The sequence below is a fragment of the Amycolatopsis sp. cmx-8-4 genome (assembly GCF_046548675.1).
Classification (GTDB): domain Bacteria; phylum Actinomycetota; class Actinomycetes; order Mycobacteriales; family Pseudonocardiaceae; genus Amycolatopsis.
In genome coordinates this window covers 45,046-64,169 of sequence record NZ_JAEBDZ010000004.1, presented here as the reverse complement: position 1 = coordinate 64,169, position 19,124 = coordinate 45,046, and the positions used below count along the sequence as shown (strand labels likewise).

Here is a 19,124-nt window from a genome sequence, read left to right as displayed (position 1 = left end):
GGCGGCGAGGGACGGTGACCATCGTTAGGGAACTTTCCTAACAATTGCGGACGATAGTAGCGGTCCGGTCACTCCGGGAACAGGGGTGTTCGTCCGGTTGGTCAGCTCCGCGCCGCGTGCCACGCGGCCGCCGCGCGCAGGGCCAGCAGGAGCGGCAGCGAGCCGTCTTCCCAGATCCGCCGCGGGAGTGCCTCGCTCAGCGGAACACCGCCGGCCAGTGCGGCGCCGACCGCCGCGAGATCGACGTCGAAGAGCGTCAACCCGGCGCTGTAGAGCCGTTCGCCGCTGACCGGCCGGCGTCCGGCGACGTCCGCGCTGTCGACGCCCAGCTCGGTCAGCCCGAAGAACTCCGGCTTCGCGCCGCGCTCCATCCAGCGCGCGAAGCCGACCAGCCGGGTCTCGTGGACGTCTTCGGGCTTGAGGCCGCTTTCCTCGCACAGCTCGCGTTCCATGCCCGCGCGGACGGCGTCGTGCAGCAGCGGCCGGGGTTCACCGGCCGGGGTCCGCAGGTCACGGGGTTCGAGCGAGCCGCTGCCCGAGGGCGCCAGCAGCAGCCCGCTCGCGGCGTTGAGCGACGACTGCCGGACGGTGACGAGCTTGCCGTCGGTGGTGAAGGCGACCGTGGAGACGCCGACCAGGTCCGTCAGCGCGCTGCTGCTCAACGTCCGCAGCGCGCCGGCCGAGTCGGTGAGCTCGGCCTTGCGCAGGTCGTACTCTTCGCCGGTCTCGCCGCGGGTGATGCGCAGCGTGCCGAGCTCGTTCGAGCAGACGGCGTCGAAGAACCGCGCGCGGTGCAGCCGGATCGGCGCGGGCCGCGCCCCGGCGGCGGGCAGTGGGTCGCCGTGCATGCCGACGACCGGGCCGTTGAAGAGCAACCGCCCCCGGGCGCGCAGCGGAAGCACGTGCGGCGCGGTTGCCTTCAGCGCGGGCGGCAGCCGGTAGGGCTCCTCGGCGACGGTGATCGTGTGCTGCCCCGTCCAGAGGTCCCGGTCGATCGCGGAGCTGACCAGCGCGGTCCCGCGCGCGGGCACGGCGAGGTACTCGGACGGCGGATAAGCGGCGGGCGGCGGCAGGTCAGCGGTGGGGAAGGGCGCGGCGATCGCGGTGAACTCGAACCCGGCCCAGCGGCGGCGCAGCAGCCGGAAGTCCCGGGTGAAGGTGGTGACGCCGAGTGCGAGCGCGACGACCGACAGCACGACCCCGACGGCGCTGGGCAGAATGGTGACCACGCCGAGCAGCACCCCGAGCCCGGACGCGGCGAGCGGCCATTCCCGGGCGCCGATGAAGCCGAAGTAGTCCGCCTTCGCCCGGGCGCGGCGCGTCAGTTTTCCCATCGCCGCACTGTTTTAGCACGGCGGAGGTGCTGCGCGGGACGGTTTCGGGCTTTCCCGCCGCGGGTGCCCGCCTCAGGCTTCCGCGTCGAGGTAGACCCAGCGGCCGTCGTCGCGGCGGAAGCGGCTGTTCTCCTCCAGGAAGCCGTCGCGGCCGCGGTGGCGGTAGTGCGCGCGGAACTCGACGGTGCCCTCGTTGTGCAGCAGGCCGCCGCCGGTGCGGGCGAGGATCTCCAGCCGCGTCCACTCCTGGCCGGCGTCGAGCGCCAGCTTCCGCGGCCGGGTGTCCGGGTGCCAGGTGCGCAGCAGGTAACCGGCGTCCCCGACGGCGAAGGCGCTGAACCGCGACCGCATCAGCAGTTCGGCGGTCGGCGCCGCCAGGCCGCCGTCGTGGAACCGGCCACAGCAGGCGGCGTAGGACCCGGTGAGGCCGCACGGGCAGGAAGCGGGAGACATCCCGGAATTGTGCCACGGCGCGTCCGGGCTCTCGCGGGAGTCCGGACGCCGCCGGACGCGGTTCAGGGCACGGGAAAATCCGCGGCGACGGTGGCGGCGTCCTCGAGCACGGCGTCGGCCGGACGGCCGCCACCCGAGGTCGCCTCGGCGATCACCAGCAGGGAGCTGTCGAGGCGGGACGCGTAGTGGTCGCCGGTGAACCGCACGCCCGCCTGTTTCAGCAGCGCGTCCGGCAGGGCGTAGATGTTGCCGCTGCCGTCCCGGTCGGCCAGGTCCCGCAGCTCTCGCGCGTCGACGGCCTTCGGCATGCGGACCCAGGCGATGGTCACCACGACGGTGTTCCCACCGCCGTCGGCGACGGCCAGCAGCATTCGCGAAAGCGACTTGCACGGATGGCGCACGAAGAACTCCTGGACCTGCCCGAACGCGTACGGCGCACACTTCAGTTCACGCTTGGCGACCTTCTTCAGCGTCTTGAGGCCGAGGCGTTTCATGGCGTCCTCGTGCTTGCCCTTGCGGGCGGACTCCTTGCCGGAATTGCGCGCCTGCAGGCTCGATCCGCCCCCGGACTCGACCGAGGCGGCACCCCCGCCCGCGCTCAGCGCCGTGCCTCCCGCCGCGGCGGTGCCGACCACCGCGGCCACCAGCAACGCCGCGCGGCCCTTCGGTTTCTTGTCGTCGCCGAACGGCCGCGGCTTACCACCGACCATGCGCACCATCGCGAGCCCCGTCCCTCCCCGGTCCGGAAGGGTCCGATCCTGCGTCGGAACCGTCCGAAAGGGAATGGCAACGGGCGAATTAGCCCGAACGGCGCAGCGCTTGTCCTTTGTGGACTAGCCCGCGTTGACCGGCTTCCCGCTCTCCCGCGCCTCCTGGGCGCCGCGCACCGCGAGGCGGTCCGCGCGCTCGTTGCCCGGCAGCCCCGCGTGGCCCTTCACCCAGAGCCACTCCACCTCGTGCTCGCGGACCGCTTCGTCCAGGCGCTGCCACAGGTCCGCGTTCTTGACCGGCTCGCGCGCCGCCGTCTTCCAGCCGTTGCTCTTCCACCTCGGCAGCCACTGCGTGATGCCGTTGCGCACGTACGTGCTGTCGGTGAACACGCGGACCTGCGACGGCCGCTTCAGGCTCTCCAGCGCGCGGATCGGCGCCGTCAGCTCCATGCGGTTGTTCGTCGTCGGGGTGGCTTCGCCGCCGTACAGCTCGCGCTCGTGCCGCCCGTACGTCAGCACCGCGCCCCAGCCGCCGGGTCCCGGGTTTCCGCTGCACGCGCCGTCGGTGTAGATCTCCACGGCCTGTCCGTCCTCGCCTGCCACGGCGGCGACCCTACCGGTCGTCTTGCCCTCGCCCCGGGCCACCACGCCGGGTTACGGTGGAGATCCGGAACGGAGTGGGAGGCGCTCCGATGAACGGGCACGACGCGAGTGACACGACCGATGGCGCGCTGCTGGGGTACCTCACCGACGCCGATCGCGAGTACCTGCTCGCCCAGGGCGTCCGCCGCCGCTTCCGGGCGAACGACGTCGTGCTCATGGAAGGCGACCCGTCCGACCACGTCCACGTGCTGGTCTCGGGCTGGGTGCGAGTGTCCACGATCGTCGAGGACGGCCGCGAGGTGCTCTTCGGGCTGCGCGGCCCCGGCGAGGTGCTGGGCGAACTGGCGGCGATCAACGGCTGGACCCGGACGGTGTCGTGCCGCGCCATCGAACCGTGCCACGTCGTCCAGCTGACCGGCGACCGGTTCCTCGCCGCGCTGCGGGCCCGGCCCGAGATCGCCATCGCGACGATCAAGACCGTCGCGGTCCGGCTGCGCGCCGCCGAGTCCGCCCGCGTCGACTCGGCGGCGTTCGACGTGAGCCGCCGCGTGGCGGTCCACCTGGTGCGGCTGGCCGACGAGCACGGCCGTACCGTGCCGGAGGGCATCCTCATCGAGGCCGCGCTGTCGCAGGCGGACATCGCCGGGCAGGTCGGTGCCGCACGCCGCACCGTCGCGCGGTCGCTGAGCGTGCTGCGCGACCGCGGGATCATCGAGACCGGCCGGCGCCGCATCCTCGTCCGCCGGATGCGCGTCCTGCGCGCGCTGGCCCGTTCTGAGCCGAACGGCACACAACGCCCGTGACAACGGGCCTCTGAGAACCGCCCGCCTCGCGCGATTCTGGGATCGGCCGGAAAGAAAGAGATGCCACCGGCCGGATTCCGTTTTTGAGCGAGGCTCGGGGGAGTGCTTGTCGTGAACGTCTACTGCAAAATCCGGACCCTGGTGAAATCCGTTTCCGCCGCGTTCGCCGCCGGCGTCGTAGCGGGCTTGCTGGTGGCCTCCGGAACCGCGGCGGAACCGGCGGCACCGACCCCCGCCTCGTCCTGGGTGCAGCGATGAGGAGGTGTGTGATGGAGAGCCACTCGATCTGGGCGCTGATCTTCGGCGCGAACTGACGCACCCGCGGTGCGGCCCGGTCGGCCGGCTCGTGGGGGGTCGACCGGCCGGGCTATTCGCACGAACGCAACTGTCCGCTATTTGTCATGCCGCCGCGGAACTGCCGCTGGTAAGGTGACGAGCCGTTCTGCGACTCTCTTTCTGCCGCAGCGAGGAGGAGGGCCGGGTGACGGCGGAGAACTCCTTCCCGTTCGTGCGCGAGCTCAACGAGCTGCGCCGCGGCCGCGGTCTGGACGCCACCGATCTGCACCAGCGGATCGGGCCGTGCCTGCGCGAAGCGTGCCGGATCGCCGAGGCCGACTCGCCCGCCGCCGCGCGGCACAAGCTCGTCCTGCGGCTCACCGAGCTCTGCGGCCGGCTGCCCGCGGACCTGCGGCTGGCCGCACTGGCGGCGCTCGGCCTGCACGAGGAGGCGGCCGGGGAGTTCCTGGACCGGCGGATCTCGTGGCTGGCCGGCATGCTCGACCGGGACCCGCGCACCGCGCGCCGGCGCATCGACCTCGCCTTCCGCCGGCTCGACGAGCTGCTCGGCGAACCCAGCCAGGGCCGGGACCCGCATCCGCTGGCCGGCTGGTACGTCGAGTCGATGAAGGTGATGCTCCGCTTCGACCGCGATTTCCCGGACCTGCAGGAGGAACGCCGGATCGTCGCGGAGGTCGACGAGCTCGACGAGCTGGTCCTGTCCTTCAGCGTCCCGGCCGTGCCCGGCACCGACCCGGCGCCCGACATCACCGCCGACGTGCTCTTCGGCGGCGAGATCGTCGAGGCCAGGCAGGTCTCGGCGAGCCACGCGCAGTTCGTCATGCGGCTGCCCAGCCCGCTGCGGCTGGGCCAGCGCCACGAGTACGGCATCCGGTTCACGCCGCAGCGGACGTCGTTGCGGCCGTACTACGCCCTCACCCCGTTGCGCCGCTGTGAGGAGTTCTCGGTCCGCGTCCGCTTCGACCGCGCCGATCCGCCGTCCCGGGTGTGGCGGCTCAACGGCGTGCCGGGGCGGGTGGTCGACGACGGCGTCGACTCGGGGGACGCGCTGACCGTCAACCGGGTCGGCGAGGTGGGGCTGGAGTTCCACGAGCTGCACCAGGGGCTGAGCTACGGCCTGCAGTGGTCGTTCGACCCCCGGGGTGACTGAGCCGGACTGAATGAGCCGGGAGGAATGAGGAGGCCGTGCGCACCGTCCCGCTGGCCGCGACCGTCGTCCGGATCGGGATCGTCGCCCCGAGCCGCGGCCGCACCGCGCGTTCGGTGCACCTCGCCGTCACCCTCGACGCGGTGCTGGACGAGGTGTTCGAGCGCGTCCCGGTGCCGTACCGCACCCCGAGCTGGTACCGGCGCCCGGAAGGGGACAACACGACGCTGGTCATCCCGCCGACGGTGCCGCCGCGGTGGGTCGCGACCGGGCTGGTCGAGCTGGTGGCCGAGGCACTGGGACGCCGCAACCGCCACCTCAACGAGTTCGGCCGGCTGCGCCTGCGGCTGGCGGTCGCCCACGGCGACGTCGTGCTGCGCCCGTCCTGCTTCGGCGGGGCCGCGGTCGCGTTGTCGTCCTGGCTGTGCGACTCGGACGAGCTGAAGGCGGCGATGACCGCGGCCCCGGCGGAGGACCAGGTGCTGATCGTGTCCGACCGGCTCTACGACGAGGTCGCCGGGGAGGGCGAGCACGACCTGGACCCGGCGGTGTTCCGGCGGGTCGTCGTCCCGGCCGGCGGCCGCGAGATCGGCTGGCTGCACGCCCGTCCGGATGCTGGGACGCGGAATATCGGGGCGGGGGACGGGTTGGCACCGTCGTAGCTGTGGTGCGGGGGCCCGGGTGGCGGAGCCCCCGGCCCGGGGCGAAGCCCCGGATAGGACAGCCGACGGGAAGGGGCCCAGCGATGAGCACGTTCACGCAGGAGTGGCAGGACTGGAAGACCGGGCGCGAGTCGGACCTCGCCGCACCGCACGGCTGGCTGGCGCTGGTGTCGCTGGACTGGCTGACCGACGCCCCGCGTGAGTACCCGGGCATCCCCGGCCGCTGGTGGCAGGACGCCGACGCGGCGTACGTCGACCCGGCCGGCGCCTCACTCGAGCACGACGGCACCCCGATCACGGACGTCCGGCGCTTCGAGCTGGTCAACAGCGGCGCGGGCATGCGCGTGCTGGCCGGCGACGTCGAGATCGAGGTGGCCCGCCGCTCGGGGTACCTGATCCGGGTGCACGACCCGAAGGCCGAGGTGCTGCGCGCCTTCCACGGCGTCCCGGCGTACGAGCCGTCGCCGTCGTGGGTGCTGTCCGGCCGCTTCGAAGCGTTCGACGCGCCGCGGCCGACCACGGTGGGCGCGGTGGTCGAGGGCTTGAGCCACGTCTACACCGCGCCGGGCCTGGTCCACTTCGAGCACGACGGCGCGTCGCACACGCTGACCGCGTTCAACGGCAAGGAAGGCGGCTTCAGCATCCTGTTCACGGACGGGACGAGCGGCGTCACGACGTACGCGGCCAACCGGTCCCTGCCGGTCGGCGCGCCGGCCGCGGACGGCACGGTGACGCTGGACTTCAACCGCGCGGTCAACCTGCCGTGCGCGTTCACGGACTTCGCGACGTGCCCCCTGCCCCCGGCGGGCAACCACCTGGCCTTCGCGGTGGAGGCGGGGGAGAAGACCCCGTACGAGCGCTGACGGGGTTCGCCCCACGTTTCAGCCGGCGACGTCGATCACGACGCGGTTGGGCGCGGTGAGCGTGAAGACGTTCACCGTTGTCCGCGACCGCACGCCGAGCCCGATGGTCAGCTGGGCTTCGAAGTCCCCGGTGACGGCGACGGCCATGACGTTGCGCAGGTTCCACGTCCGGAACTTCTGCGGCCCGGTGTAGGTGGGCACGCCGTTGTCGTCGTGCGCGGCGGCGAACGGCACGGTGACGTTGATGAAGTACTGCCCGGTGAGCCACACGATGTCCCCGGTCGGGTCGGCGGTGAGCTCGTCGAACAGCTGGTAGCCGGCGCTGGGCGCGCCGCCGGCGGTGAGGTCGAGCACGATCCGGTCGAACCCGGGGTTGGCCCCGGTCCGGATGGCGGTCAGGGTGGGAACGCTGTGCACGGCGGCATTCGCGGGCGCCGCGGCCGCGGTCACCGCGGCGGCGAGCAACAGGGTGACGGCGACGAGGGCGCGTCTGACGGGTCTGGACATGGTTGGGCCTCCTGGCGGGTGCGAACCGGTGGAAGCCCCAGCGCTGGGGTCATGCGGGGGACGCCCGGTTCGTCCGGGGAGTTGCCCGGTGTCCGGGATCGGCGGCCCAAGCGTTACCCGGCTGCTCCGAACGTGTCGGGTCCGTCGGACGAGGGCGGTTCGTCAGCTGGGTTCGGGGAGGGCGAGGACAGTTCTTCGAGCAATGCCGGTACTTCGGCCGGTACCCCGAAGTACGAGGCCTTCACCCCGTCCGGGTAGCGGGCGACGAAGACCGGCGCGACCCGGGTCGGCACCGCGCCCTCCCCTTGCAAGGTCGCCGTCAGGCGGCGGACCGGCCGGGTGAACCCGCGCAGCATGCGGTCGTCCGCGTAACCGCCCAGTTCGTAGACCTTTTCGCGGCTCACCCGCCCGTTCTGGTCAGGCGTCGCGAGCCGGAGCGCGGCCGCTTGTACGGGAGCTTCCCGGTCGAGCCGCTCCAGGAGCGCGGCCAGGGCCGGCAAGGTCCAGAGTTCGGCCGGCGGTTCTTCGTCGCTCTCGGCGACTCGGCCGGCGTCCACGGACGACGCCTGGTCGACCTCGACTTCCAGAACGGATGCGCGCGCGAGCAGGTCCGCCGGGCGGAGCAGGAACAGGCGCCGGCCGGTCAGCTGGTGGTACTCCAGGGTCAGTTCGGGGCGGGGGCCGACGAAATCCGACTGCTCGCGCCACCACCAGTCTTCTTTTTCGTCGCGGGTGACGAGAAGGAGGTCTTTGGATTTTTCTTTTCCGTACCGGGTTGCTTGGTACCAGACGAGGTAGTCGCCGGCGCCACCCTCGGGTGTGTCATTGTCTTGTTTGCCCGCGTCTTTGTAGCCTGGAGGTTCTTCGCTTTCGATGCGCCGGTTGGCCTCCGCCATGCATTCCGTCCACTCGTCGGTTTCCAGCGGTGCGGTGACCCGGCCGGCGAGGAGTTCTTCCAATTGCTCCAGGATCGGATCGCCGCCCCGGTCGGCGTCCGCGCCGTCGAGCACGTCCTGGAGTTCGCCCCTGAGGGTGTCGATGAAGCCGTCGACCCGCGAGGCCAGGTCGGACAGCTCGTCGTCGTCGACACCGACCGCCTTCGCCCAGGTCGTCAGGGCATCGCACATGGACCGGCCCGACTTGGCGAGGGCGTCCGTGGCCGTCTTCGTCGCTCCTCGGGGACTGCCCTGGGAGCGCTGCCGGTGGCGCCAGAACTCGCGCAGCGCCTGGTGCGGCACGACCAGCCGATCGTCGAGGCTCTTCAGGGTGTTGATGAGGTCCTGCGACGTTTGCGGCCGGAATCGGTACAAATCGAGGAGCACATTGGCGTCGACGGCGACTACCGCCTCGCGGAGCGCGGTGTCGATCTCCTCCGGAGACGCGATCTTGAACCCGGTGAATTCCCCGTCGTACAGCCCGTTCATGAGGCGACTCTGCTCGACGGAGAACTGTGCGAGAAGCGATCCCGGTGATTTCTACCCGGTTGGAGCAGGTGGGGCCGCCCATCAGGTAGGCGGCCCCGTTCGGGAAGATCCTCGGCTCACCAGCCGCGTTCGCGCCATTCGGCCAGCTTCGGGCGCTCCGCGCCCAGTGTCGAGTCGTCGCCGTGGCCCGGGTAGAACCAGGTGTCGTCCGGCAGTTCGTCGAAGATCCGCGACGACACGTCGTCCACCAGTGACGAGAAGTCCTCCGGGGACGTCGTCCGGCCGACGCCGCCCGGGAACAGCGAGTCTCCGGTGAACAGGTGCGGGTGGCCCGCCGGGTCGCGGTACAGCAGGGCGATCGAGCCCGGCGTGTGGCCGCGCAGGTGGATCACCGAAAGGGTGATCTGGCCCACCGTAAGCGTGTCTCCGTGCTCCACCAGGAAGTCCGGCGGCACCGGCAACGGCGAAGCGTCCAGCGGGTGCGCCGCGGTGTTCGAGCCGTTCGCGCCGGCCACCGCGCCCAGGGCCTGCCAGTGGTCCTGGTGCTGGTGGGTCGTGACGACCGTGCGCAGGGCCGGCCGGTCCGGGCCGTGGCCGATCAGGTCGGAGATGCGCTCGGGGTCGCTCGCCGCGTCGATGAGCAGGGCATCGTTGTCTGCCCGGCACACCAGCAGGTACGCGTTGTTGTCCATCGGGCCGACGGACAGCTTGGTGATGGTCAGCGCGTCCAGGGTCCGCCGGGAGGCGTCGCCGCCCGGGTCGACGTGCCCGGTGTAGGTCTCCACGATGTTCACCCCGCACACGGTAGTCGGGGCACCGCAAGCGGTTCCACCCGCACAAGCGCGCGCTCACCTCGCCCCGTAGGCTCGCCGGAGCCCCGCAAGCCGACCCCGTGCCGACCCGTGCCGACCCAGGGAAGACCGTGCCGACGACTCCGACGCCGACCCCGGTGCGAGGCGTACGCCGGATCAGCTGGGACCTCCTGCGCGTCTTCGCCGTCCTCGCGGTGATCCTCGGACATGTCACCCACCAGGGTGCACTTCTGCACCCGGAGCTCACGGGGTACCCCATCCGGGTGACCGCGCAGTTCGGGGCGGCGATCCTCCTGGTGATCTCCGCGTTCTTCGTGTGCGCGAGCCTCCGCAAGGGCCATCCGCGCCGGTGGCTGTGGAACCGGGTCGCGCGGCTCGTGCCCGCCTACCTGGTCGCGGTGCTCGTCACCTACCTGGTGACGCGGTACGCCGCCATCCGCTTCAGCGGGCTGCCGTTCCCGCCGGGCCTGACCGGCTTCCTCTTCGGCGTGCCGCAGGGCCTGCCGACGGACCCCTCGCCGTGGTACATCCCCACCTGGGCCGACCTGCTCGCCAACCTGGGCATGGTCCCCGAATGGGGTTACCGCTTCGAGTGGTTCTACTACCTCGACGGCTCCTACTGGACACTCCCCGTGCAGCTCGCGGCCTTCGCCTGCGCGGCGCTGCTGTGGCCGCGGGCGTGGCGGACACACCGGGTGACCGTCGGGCTGCTGTGGGCGCTGATCCTGGTGCCGCTGGTGATCCGGTTCGCGATCGTCCCGCCGTCGCTGGAGCCGTCCACGCACCAGAAGGTCGTCGACTCCGTCTTCTACGGCCTGGGCCTGCACCGGGCGCACGTCTTCGCCATCGGCGCCGCTCTCTGGCTGTGGTCGAAGGAGCGGCTCGCGCACTGGCACGTCGCGCTGTTCGTGCTCGCCACCTGCGTGGCGCAGGACCTGCAGGTGTTCCCGTTCCACCGCGCGCTGCCGCAGGACGCCCAGCGCTGGCCGTCCACGATCGGGTTCGCCGTGCTGCTCGCAGGCGTCTGCCTCGCCGCGCGCGGGCCGGACTGGCGCTTCCCCGGGCTGCGCCGGATCGCCCCGGCCGTCACCTGGCTCGCGGGCATCTCGTATGGTCTTTATCTGGTGCACCAGGAACTGGGTTACATCCTGGCGCGCGCCCTGATCAACCTCGGCGTCCCCGGCTGGCTGCGGCTCCCCGCGGTCGTGGCCGCCGCCGTGCTGGCGGGCTGGGCGATCACCGCGGGCGTCGAACGACCGGTCCACCGGTGGCTCACCGCTCGCCGGGATCGCCGTCGAAACCCGGAAGAACCGCAGGTCACGGACTCGGAGCCGGTTTTTGTCGGTGGTGGCTCGTAGCATGGAGGCCGCCACTCGTGCAGTCTCCGACCGAGCCGGCAACCAGCTGAGAATGACACTGAAGGGACCCTGGCGTGGCTGATCGCCTCGTTGTTCGCGGCGCCCGCGAGCACAACCTCCGCGGCGTGGATCTCGACCTGCCCCGCGACAGCCTGATCGTGTTCACGGGTCTGTCCGGCTCCGGGAAGTCGAGCCTCGCCTTCGACACCATCTTCGCCGAGGGGCAGCGCCGGTACGTCGAGTCGCTGTCCGCGTACGCCCGCCAGTTCCTGGGGCAGATGGACAAGCCGGACGTCGACTTCATCGAGGGCCTCTCGCCCGCGGTGTCGATCGACCAGAAGTCCACCTCGCGCAACCCGCGCTCGACCGTGGGCACGATCACCGAGGTCTACGACTACCTCCGGCTGCTCTACGCCCGCGCCGGCAAGGCCCACTGCCCCAAGTGCGGCGAGCCGATCAGCAAGCAGACCCCGCAGCAGATCGTCGACCAGGTGCTGGAGATGGACGAGGGCGTCCGCTTCCAGGTGCTCGCGCCGGTCGTGCGCGGCCGCAAGGGCGAGTACGTCGACCTGTTCGAGAACCTGCAGCAGCAGGGCTACGCGCGCGTGGTCGTCGACGGCACGGTGCACCCGCTCACCGACCCGCCGAAGCTGAAGAAGCAGGAGAAGCACCAGATCGGCGTGGTGATCGACCGGCTGAGCGTGAAGTCGAGCTCGCGCCAGCGGCTCACCGACTCGGTCGAGACGGCGCTGCGGCTGGCCGATGGGCTGATCGAGCTCGAGTTCGTCGACCTGCCGGAGAACGACCCGCACCGCATCCGCGGCTTCTCCGAGAACCTGGCCTGCCCGAACGGCCACCCGCTGGCCATCGAGGACCTCGAGCCCCGCTCGTTCTCCTTCAACTCGCCCTACGGCGCGTGCCCGGTGTGCACCGGCATCGGCATCCGCAAGGAGGTCGACCCGGAGCTGGTGGTGCCGGACGACGAGCTGTCGCTGGCCGAAGGCGCGATCGCGCCGTGGGCGGGCGGGCAGAGCGCGGACTACTTCGTCCGGCTGCTCGAGTCGCTGTCGGAGACCATCGGGTTCCGGATGGACACGGCGTGGCGCAAGCTGCCCGCGCGCGCCCAGAAGGCGGTGCTGCACGGCGTCGACGAGCAGGTGCACGTCCGCTACAAGAACCGCTACGGCCGCCAGCGGTCGTACTACGCCAGCTTCGAGGGCGTCATCCCGTTCCTCGAGCGGCGCCAGGAGCAGACCGAGTCCGAGTACATGCGCGAGCGGTACGAGGGCTACATGCGCGAGGTGCCGTGCCCGACCTGCCAGGGCACCCGGCTCAAGCCGGAGATCCTCGCCGTCACGCTGCAGCACAAGACCCGCGGTGACATGTCGATCGCCGAGGTCTGCGGGCTCTCCATCGCCGAGGCGTCGCAGTTCCTCGACGAGCTGGAGCTCGGGCAGCGCGAGTCGATGATCGCCGGGGCCGTGCTCAAGGAGATCCAGGCCCGCCTGCGGTTCCTGCTCGACGTCGGCCTGACGTACCTCTCGCTCGACCGCGCGTCGGGCACGCTGTCGGGCGGCGAAGCGCAGCGCATCCGGCTCGCCACGCAGATCGGCTCCGGCCTGGTCGGCGTGCTGTACGTGCTGGACGAGCCGTCGATCGGCCTGCACCAGCGCGACAACCACCGGCTGATCGAGACGCTGACCCGGCTGCGCAACCTGGGCAACACGCTGATCGTCGTCGAGCACGACGAGGACACCATCCGCTCCAGCGACTGGGTGGTCGACATCGGCCCGGGCGCCGGCGAGCACGGCGGCCACATCGTCCACAGTGGACCGTACAAGAAGCTGCTGAAGAGCAAGGACTCGCTCACCGGGCAGTACCTGTCCGGGCGCCGCAGGATCGAGGTCCCGGCGATCCGGCGGCCGATCGACAAGAAGCGGCAGCTGACCGTCATCGGCGCGCGCGAGCACAACCTGCGCGGGCTGGACGTCTCGTTCCCGCTCGGCTGCCTCGTCTCGGTCACCGGCGTCTCCGGCTCGGGCAAGTCGACGCTGGTGAACGACATCCTCGCGACCGTGCTGGCGAACAAGCTCAACGGCGCCCGCCAGGTGCCGGGCCGCCACACCCGGATCAACGGCCTGGCCCAGGTCGACAAGCTGGTGCGCGTCGACCAGTCGCCGATCGGGCGGACCCCGCGGTCCAACCCGGCCACCTACACCGGTGTCTGGGACCACGTCCGCAAGCTGTTCTCGGCGACCACCGAGGCGAAGGTGCGCGGCTACCAGCAGGGCCGGTTCTCGTTCAACGTCAAGGGCGGCCGCTGCGAGGCGTGCGCCGGCGACGGCACGATCAAGATCGAGATGAACTTCCTGCCGGACGTCTACGTCCCGTGCGAGGTCTGCAAGGGCGCGCGGTACAACCGCGAGACCCTCGAGGTGCACTACAAGGGCAAGACCGTCTCGGACGTGCTCGACATGCCGATCGAAGAGGCGGCGGAGTTCTTCGAGCCGATCAAGGCGATCCACCGGCACCTGCAGACCCTGGTCGACGTCGGCCTCGGCTACGTCCGGCTCGGCCAGCCGGCGCCGACGCTCTCCGGTGGTGAGGCGCAGCGTGTGAAGCTCGCGAGCGAGCTGCAGAAGCGCTCGACCGGCAAGACGGTCTACATCCTCGACGAGCCGACCACCGGCCTGCACTTCGAGGACATCAACAAGCTCATCGGCGTGATCAACGGGCTGGTCGACAAGGGCAACTCGGTGATCGTGATCGAGCACAACCTCGACGTGATCAAGACGTCCGACTGGATCATCGACATGGGCCCGGAGGGCGGCAACGGCGGTGGCACGGTGATCGCCGAGGGCACGCCCGAGCACGTGGCCGGGGTCGAGACCAGCTACACCGGCGAGTTCCTGCGCCACGTCCTCGCGGCCGAGTAGGCCGGGTAGGCGTCACCGCTGTTTGCCGGTGGTCTGGTGGACCACCGGCGAGAGCGGCCCGTAGTGCAGCGCCCGGAGCCGGTAGGCCGAGCCCTGTTCACCCGGGAGGGTGGACAGGGCGCACGTCGTCGTGTCCGGGTCCGTCACCTCGATCGGTGAGAAGCCCGGCTCGCCCGGGCGGCGGATCTCGAGCAGGAACCCGGCCTCGTCGGCCGAACGGTCGGCCCAGGTGAACGTCACCGTGTCGCCGTCCGCCACCGCGTGCAGCGCCGTCGCGTCCGTGGCCGTCGGCGCGCCCGCGGTCGTCTCGGCCGACACCGGGCCCGAGAACGGCTGCTCCCGGTAGTAGAACGGCGTCTCCGGGATCAGGTCCGGGTGGTGGTAGCTCGTCGCGTGCGGCGGCAGGAACTGCAGCGTCGTCCACGGCCCCGCCGGGTCGTTCGCGTACTCCACGCGGTGCCCGGCGGCGTCGTCGTCCGGCCACGACAGCACCACGTCCGTGGGCGAGGTCAGCGTCGCGGTGAACGGCGGTGGCGAGGCCGGGGACGGCGTCGCGGCGCAGCCCGCGGCCAGCAGCGCCACCAGGACGAGGGGTTTCGCGGACACGGCGGCTCCCGGGACGACGGGGGCGGCGGCGGAACGGTGATCAGCGTAGGAACCCGCCCGCACGGCGACAAGGCCGTGCCGGTCACCGGTACCCACCAATCCACCCGCGCACCGGCACCGAACCGCGCGAACTCCCGCTGAACCGTTTCCCGCGGGCGTCCGTGTCTGAGGTGTCGAGGTCCGCCGCACGGCGGTGCCGCCCTCACCGAGGAGAGAACGTGATGAACCGTATCCGGACGGCCGTCGTCTGCGCTGCCGCTTTCGCCGTCGTCGCACCGCTGTCGGCCTGTGGCGACATGGCGTCGGGGGCCCAGGGTCCGGAACACGGCCAGCCCGGCCACGTGATGCTGGCCGCCGCGACGGTACCGGGAATCGGGGCGGTCGTCACGGACGCCTCCGACAAGACGCTGTACCGGTTCGACAAGGACATGTCGCAGCCGCCGACGTCCACCTGCGACGGTGAGTGCGCGGCCACCTGGCCGCCGGTGCTCGCCGGGGAGGCCGCGCCGATGCTCAAGGGCATCCAGGACACCCAGGTGGGCACGCTGGCCCGCAAGGACGGCAGCAAGCAGCTCACGCTGAACGGCTGGCCGCTGTACGAGTTCTCGGGCGACAAGGCACCGGAGCAGGCGAACGGCCAGGGCGTCAACGGCACCTGGTTCGCCGTCGCCCCGGACGGCAGCAAGATCACCGCCCCGGCCGCGGCCGGCGGCTCCGGCTACTGATACCGACGGTTTCGGGCAGAACGAGGAAGGACGGGCAGCCGATGAACACCATGGTCGCGCTGCGCTCGACCCACGCACCGCCGGTGGCGCTGCGGGTTGCAGTACTGTCCTCGCCGACTCAGAACACCGTCGGGAGGACGAGGGTGGCGATCGGAGGCAGGCGGCCGAAGAAGGCCAAAGGCGAAGACCTGATTCGGCAGCTTTACGCCGAACACGGGCGGAGCCTGCTGGCCTACGCGACGAGGCTGACCGGTGATCGTGCGGCAGCCGAGGACGTGGTCCAGGAGACGCTGGTACGGGCGTGGAAACACGCAGACGACCTGCAGAACGACGGGAAGGGCTCGGTGCGCGGCTGGTTGCTGACCGTCGCGCGCAACCTGGTCACCGACCGGGCGCGAGCCCGGGCGGCACGGCCACAGGAAGTGGCCGAACCGGCCGAAGGCGTGCCCACGCCGTCCGTCGAGCGCGATCACGCCCAGGGCGTGGTCGACTCGATGACGGTGCTCGGTGCGATGGACGGGTTGTCCAACGAACATCGAGAGGTCCTGGTGGAGATCTACTACCGGGGACGGACGGTGGCCGAAGCGGCGAGAACACTGGGCGTCGCACCGGGTACCGTGAAATCAAGGTCGTACTACGCACTCAGGGCTCTCAGAGCCTCGATGATCTCGGGAAGCGGAACGGAGGTGGCGCGGTGAACGCGGTGGACGAAAGTCATACACAGCTCGGCGCGTACGCCCTCGGGGCGCTCGACCCGGCGGAGGCGGCCGACTTCGAACGACGGCACCTGCAAACCTGCGCCCAGTGCAGGTTCGACCTGAACGAGCTCGTGGCGTTGCGCGAGTCGCTCGACGAGGTGCCGCCCGAGGCGTTCCTCGACGGGCCGCCCGAAGGCGGGGAGCTGCTGCTGCAGAAGACCCTCCGGCGGGTGCGCGAAGAGGAGACGGCGGCACCGGCGCGGACCGCGTCGCGGCCGACGTCCCGGCGGGGCCTGGCCCTGGTCGCGGCGGCGGTGCTGGTCGTGGCCGCACTCGGCGGCGGGGTGCTCGTGGGCCGGCAGACGTCCGACTCGAGTATCGCGGCGCCGGCGTTCCCCCCGGACACCCCGGCGGGGACGAAGAGCGTCGAAGGGCGGGATCCGACGACCGGCGTGCAGCTGGCCGCGTCGGTGGCGCCCTTCGCGGGCTGGGTCAAGGTCAACGTCGCCGTCAAGGGCGTCAAGGCCGGGGAACAGTGCCTGCTGCAGGTCGTGACCAAGGAAGGTCAAGCGGTCACCGCCGGCAGCTGGAAGGTGTCCGAGAAGTGGGAGAGCCAGGGCTTTTCGCTCGACGGGTCCGCGCTGGTCGCGCCCGACGACGTGAAGTCGGTCGACATCGTCACGGTGGACGGCCGGAAGCTGGTCTCGGCCCAGGTGTGAGGTCGTGATGGGCGCGCGCTACCGGTTCAGCAGCTCCTGGCTGCTGCCCGGTACCGCGCCCGAGCGGGTGTTCGGCGCGGTCACCGACCTCGCCGGCTACCCGCGGTGGTGGTCGGACGTCCGCACGGTGCGCCGGGTGGACGACGACACCGCCGAACTGGTCTGCCGTTCGCGGCTCCCGTTCCGGCTGGTCGTCCGGATGCACCGCGACCACCAGGACGAGCGGGCGGGCCTGATGCGGGTCAGGCTCAGCGGAGACCTCGAAGGGGTGCTGGTCGGCACCGTCCGCGCGACGGGCGCGGGGACGCTGCTGGAGATCACCCAGGACGTCCACGCGCGCAAGGCGTTGCTGCGGCGGCTGGACACGGTCGCCCGGCCACTCTTCCGCGTGAACCACGCGCTGATGATGCGCCGGGGTCACCGGGGCTTGAGCACCTACCTCGCGTGAGCGGGGCGACGATCCGGCCGGGAGAACCCGGGTCGTCGCCCCGATCACGCGTGCCGGCCCGCTGCTCACGCGGAACCGGCGACGCACACCTCCGGCTCGGTGGCGCTCCGGCGGGGACGGCGGGCCAGTACCGCCGCCCCGAGCGCGATCGCCGCGATCAGGAACCCCGCGCTCGTGCCGTAGGCCAGCCGGAAGCCCGACGCCAGCGCCTCGCGGTGGTCCACCGCACCCAGGCTCGCCGTGCGGGACGCGGCCACCGTGGCCAGTACCGCGGTGCCGATCGCCGCCCCCACCTGCTGCGTGGTGTTGATCAGCCCGGACGCCACTCCCGAGTCCTCCGGCGCGGCACCCGACATCGCCAGGCCCATCAACGCGGGGATCGCCACGCCGGCGCCGAGGCCCATCACCAGCAACGGCGGCAGGACGTCGGTGAAGTAGCCGCCCCGCACCGAAACCCGGGTGAGCAGCAGCAGGCCGGCGATCACCAGGCCCAGACCGGACAGCAGCACCGTGCGCGGCCCGAACCGCTCCGCGAGCTTGCCCGCGAAGCCGAGCGACGCGATGGCGATCACCACCGGCACCGGCAGGAACGCGACGCCGGTGCGCAGCGCGTCGAGGCCGAGCACCTGCTGCAGGTACAGCGCGGTGACGAACTGGAAGCCGAGCATCCCGGCGACCATCAGGACCATCACCAGGTTGGCGCCGGTGACCGCGCGGCTGCGGAACAGCCGCAACGGCAGCAGCGGCGTGCGCGCCTTCGCTTGCCGCACCACGAATCCGGCGAGCAGGACGCCGGACCCGGCCAGCGCACCCCAGGCCGCGGACGTGATCCCGTAGACACCGAGCATCACGGCGGCGGTGACCAGGACCGCGCCGAGCGCGTCCAGGCCCGCCCGCGGGCCCGTGCCGCGGTCCGCTTCGACCACCCGGACGGCCAGCACCAGCGCGACGGCGCCGATCGGCAGGTTGACGTAGAACGTCCAGTGCCAGCTCAGCGCCTGGGTCAGCGCGCCGCCCGCGATGAGCCCGATGGACGCGCCCGCGGCCTGCGTGAAGCTGTAGACGCCGATCGCCTTCGCCCGGGCCCGCGGCTGCGGGTACATCGTGACGATCATCCCGAGCACCACGGCCGACGCCAGCGCGCCGCCGACGCCCTGCACGAACCGCGACACGACCAGGACGGTCGCGTTCCCGGCGAGGCCGGCGGCCAGCGACGCCGCCGTGAACAGGCCCAGGCCGCCGAGGAACACCCGGCGGCGGCCGAGCAGGTCGCCGAGCCGGCCGGAGAGCAGGAGCAGGCCGCCGAAGGCGACCAGATAGGCGGTGACGACCCAGGCGAGCCCGGCGGCCGTGAAGCCGAGGTCGGCCTGGATCGCGGGCAGCGCCACCGCGACGATGCTGCTGTCGAGCACGACCATCAGCGACGCGGCGCACAGCACCGCCAAGGCGAGGCCGCGGGATCGGGTGGGACGGTTCTCGGCCATGGCAGGCCCCTCCAGTCGAGCGTTTCCCCTGGTCGTCTCCAGGGCACTTCTTGTAACAGTGCCCATCATGTGTGACTATGGGGACGCCGTGAAGGAGGCACTTCCATGTCCCAGGGGAACATCGATGTACCTGTCCAGGTCGCCGAGGTGGACCCGGCGAAACTCGAGGCCTGCACGCTGCTCGAGGTCATCAACCGGGTCAGCGGGAAGTGGCCGATCGGCATCCTGCTGGAGGCCATGCGCGGCCCGGTGCGGTTCACCGAGCTGGAGCGCGCGGTCGAAGGCATCAGCCGCCGGATGCTGACGCTGACCCTGCGCAACCTCGAGCGCGACGGCCTGCTGGTGCGCACGGTCTACCCGACGGTCCCGCCGCGCGTGGAGTACGAGGCCACGCCGATGGCGAAGGAGCTGTACCAGTCCCTCAACGGCCTGCTCGGCTGGGCGGAGCGGCACCGCGAGTCGATCGCCGCCGCCCGCGTCGTCTACGACGGCCACGCTGCTTGCTGAAGACCGCCGGAGGCGTCACTTTCATAGG

20 protein-coding genes are annotated in these 19,124 nt (G+C 71.5%); 11 read left to right on the top strand and 9 right to left on the bottom strand.

The annotated features are described in order from the left end of the window. Positions 1–101 precede the first annotated feature (101 nt). The 4 genes from ACLJQZ_RS09235 to rnhA form a co-directional block, all read right to left on the bottom strand. Positions 102–1,334 (bottom strand): hypothetical protein, encoded by a 1,233-nt coding sequence (locus ACLJQZ_RS09235; RefSeq protein ID WP_410619620.1) that lies wholly within the window; start codon positions 1,332–1,334, stop codon positions 102–104. 72 nt (positions 1,335–1,406) lie between these two features. Continuing rightward, positions 1,407–1,787, bottom strand: a complete 381-nt coding sequence (locus tag ACLJQZ_RS09230; protein WP_328647203.1) for a YchJ family protein — start codon at positions 1,785–1,787, stop codon at positions 1,407–1,409. A gap of 62 nt (positions 1,788–1,849) precedes the next feature. Then, on the bottom strand, positions 1,850–2,506 hold the full coding sequence (locus ACLJQZ_RS09225) for a hypothetical protein (protein WP_410619619.1): 657 nt from the start codon (positions 2,504–2,506) through the stop codon (positions 1,850–1,852). 114 nt (positions 2,507–2,620) lie between these two features. After that, the gene (rnhA, locus tag ACLJQZ_RS09220) at positions 2,621–3,100 is read right to left on the bottom strand and encodes a ribonuclease HI (protein ID WP_326951208.1); all 480 of its coding nucleotides are present in this window, start codon (positions 3,098–3,100) and stop codon (positions 2,621–2,623) included. 89 nt (positions 3,101–3,189) lie between these two features. On the opposite strand from rnhA, the gene ACLJQZ_RS09215 reads away from it, so the two are divergent. From ACLJQZ_RS09215 to ACLJQZ_RS09200, 4 genes are all read left to right on the top strand, one after another. Beyond that, positions 3,190–3,903: a Crp/Fnr family transcriptional regulator gene (locus ACLJQZ_RS09215; RefSeq protein ID WP_410619618.1), complete on the top strand. Its 714-nt coding sequence runs from the start codon at positions 3,190–3,192 to the stop codon at positions 3,901–3,903. Positions 3,904–4,384: 481 nt separating this feature from the next. After that, positions 4,385–5,350 carry a hypothetical protein gene (locus ACLJQZ_RS09210; protein ID WP_410619617.1) on the top strand — a complete coding sequence of 322 codons (966 nt, stop codon included), beginning with the start codon at positions 4,385–4,387 and terminating at the stop codon, positions 5,348–5,350. Positions 5,351–5,385: 35 nt separating this feature from the next. After that, complete coding sequence (locus ACLJQZ_RS09205; RefSeq protein ID WP_410619616.1) at positions 5,386–6,009, top strand: hypothetical protein; 624 nt, start codon at positions 5,386–5,388, stop codon at positions 6,007–6,009. Positions 6,010–6,092: 83 nt separating this feature from the next. After that, entirely contained in the window at positions 6,093–6,872 is a 780-nt protein-coding gene (locus ACLJQZ_RS09200) for a DUF1684 domain-containing protein (protein ID WP_410619615.1), read from the top strand. Between the two features lie 18 nt (positions 6,873–6,890). Here ACLJQZ_RS09200 and ACLJQZ_RS09195 read toward each other — a convergent pair whose 3' ends face one another. The 3 genes from ACLJQZ_RS09195 to ACLJQZ_RS09185 form a co-directional block, all read right to left on the bottom strand. Continuing rightward, on the bottom strand, positions 6,891–7,379 hold the full coding sequence (locus ACLJQZ_RS09195; protein ID WP_410619614.1) for a hypothetical protein: 489 nt from the start codon (positions 7,377–7,379) through the stop codon (positions 6,891–6,893). A gap of 113 nt (positions 7,380–7,492) precedes the next feature. After that, on the bottom strand, positions 7,493–8,803 hold the full coding sequence (locus tag ACLJQZ_RS09190) for a PIN-like domain-containing protein (protein ID WP_410619613.1): 1,311 nt from the start codon (positions 8,801–8,803) through the stop codon (positions 7,493–7,495). A 116-nt stretch (positions 8,804–8,919) separates the two neighbouring features. Continuing rightward, entirely contained in the window at positions 8,920–9,597 is a 678-nt protein-coding gene (locus ACLJQZ_RS09185) for an MBL fold metallo-hydrolase (protein ID WP_410619612.1), read from the bottom strand. Between the two features lie 128 nt (positions 9,598–9,725). Between ACLJQZ_RS09185 and ACLJQZ_RS09180 the strand changes: the two genes are divergently transcribed. Beyond that, the gene (locus ACLJQZ_RS09180; RefSeq protein ID WP_410619611.1) at positions 9,726–10,973 is read left to right on the top strand and encodes an acyltransferase family protein; all 1,248 of its coding nucleotides are present in this window, start codon (positions 9,726–9,728) and stop codon (positions 10,971–10,973) included. A 74-nt stretch (positions 10,974–11,047) separates the two neighbouring features. Continuing rightward, entirely contained in the window at positions 11,048–13,909 is a 2,862-nt protein-coding gene (gene uvrA, locus ACLJQZ_RS09175) for an excinuclease ABC subunit UvrA (RefSeq protein ID WP_410619610.1), read from the top strand. A gap of 12 nt (positions 13,910–13,921) precedes the next feature. Here uvrA and ACLJQZ_RS09170 read toward each other — a convergent pair whose 3' ends face one another. Further along, the gene (locus ACLJQZ_RS09170) at positions 13,922–14,515 is read right to left on the bottom strand and encodes a fibronectin type III domain-containing protein (RefSeq protein WP_410619609.1); all 594 of its coding nucleotides are present in this window, start codon (positions 14,513–14,515) and stop codon (positions 13,922–13,924) included. A gap of 221 nt (positions 14,516–14,736) precedes the next feature. Here ACLJQZ_RS09170 and ACLJQZ_RS09165 point away from each other — a divergent pair, with 221 nt between their 5' ends. The 4 genes from ACLJQZ_RS09165 to ACLJQZ_RS09150 all read left to right on the top strand — a co-directional run bounded on the left by ACLJQZ_RS09165 (position 14,737) and on the right by ACLJQZ_RS09150 (position 17,105). Further along, positions 14,737–15,240 (top strand): hypothetical protein, encoded by a 504-nt coding sequence (locus tag ACLJQZ_RS09165; protein WP_326951197.1) that lies wholly within the window; start codon positions 14,737–14,739, stop codon positions 15,238–15,240. A gap of 143 nt (positions 15,241–15,383) precedes the next feature. Further along, the gene (locus ACLJQZ_RS09160; protein WP_247064425.1) at positions 15,384–15,938 is read left to right on the top strand and encodes a sigma-70 family RNA polymerase sigma factor; all 555 of its coding nucleotides are present in this window, start codon (positions 15,384–15,386) and stop codon (positions 15,936–15,938) included. Further along, positions 15,935–16,657 carry an anti-sigma factor family protein gene (locus tag ACLJQZ_RS09155; RefSeq protein WP_410619608.1) on the top strand — a complete coding sequence of 241 codons (723 nt, stop codon included), beginning with the start codon at positions 15,935–15,937 and terminating at the stop codon, positions 16,655–16,657. Before ACLJQZ_RS09160 ends, ACLJQZ_RS09155 begins: the two co-directional genes overlap by 4 nt. Before the next feature lie 7 nt (positions 16,658–16,664). Next, entirely contained in the window at positions 16,665–17,105 is a 441-nt protein-coding gene (locus tag ACLJQZ_RS09150; RefSeq protein WP_410619993.1) for an SRPBCC family protein, read from the top strand. 65 nt (positions 17,106–17,170) lie between these two features. Here ACLJQZ_RS09150 and ACLJQZ_RS09145 read toward each other — a convergent pair whose 3' ends face one another. Continuing rightward, positions 17,171–18,589 (bottom strand): DHA2 family efflux MFS transporter permease subunit, encoded by a 1,419-nt coding sequence (locus ACLJQZ_RS09145; RefSeq protein ID WP_410619607.1) that lies wholly within the window; start codon positions 18,587–18,589, stop codon positions 17,171–17,173. A gap of 105 nt (positions 18,590–18,694) precedes the next feature. On the opposite strand from ACLJQZ_RS09145, the gene ACLJQZ_RS09140 reads away from it, so the two are divergent. Next, entirely contained in the window at positions 18,695–19,096 is a 402-nt protein-coding gene (locus ACLJQZ_RS09140; RefSeq protein WP_410619606.1) for a winged helix-turn-helix transcriptional regulator, read from the top strand. The last annotated feature ends 28 nt before the right edge of the window (positions 19,097–19,124 follow it).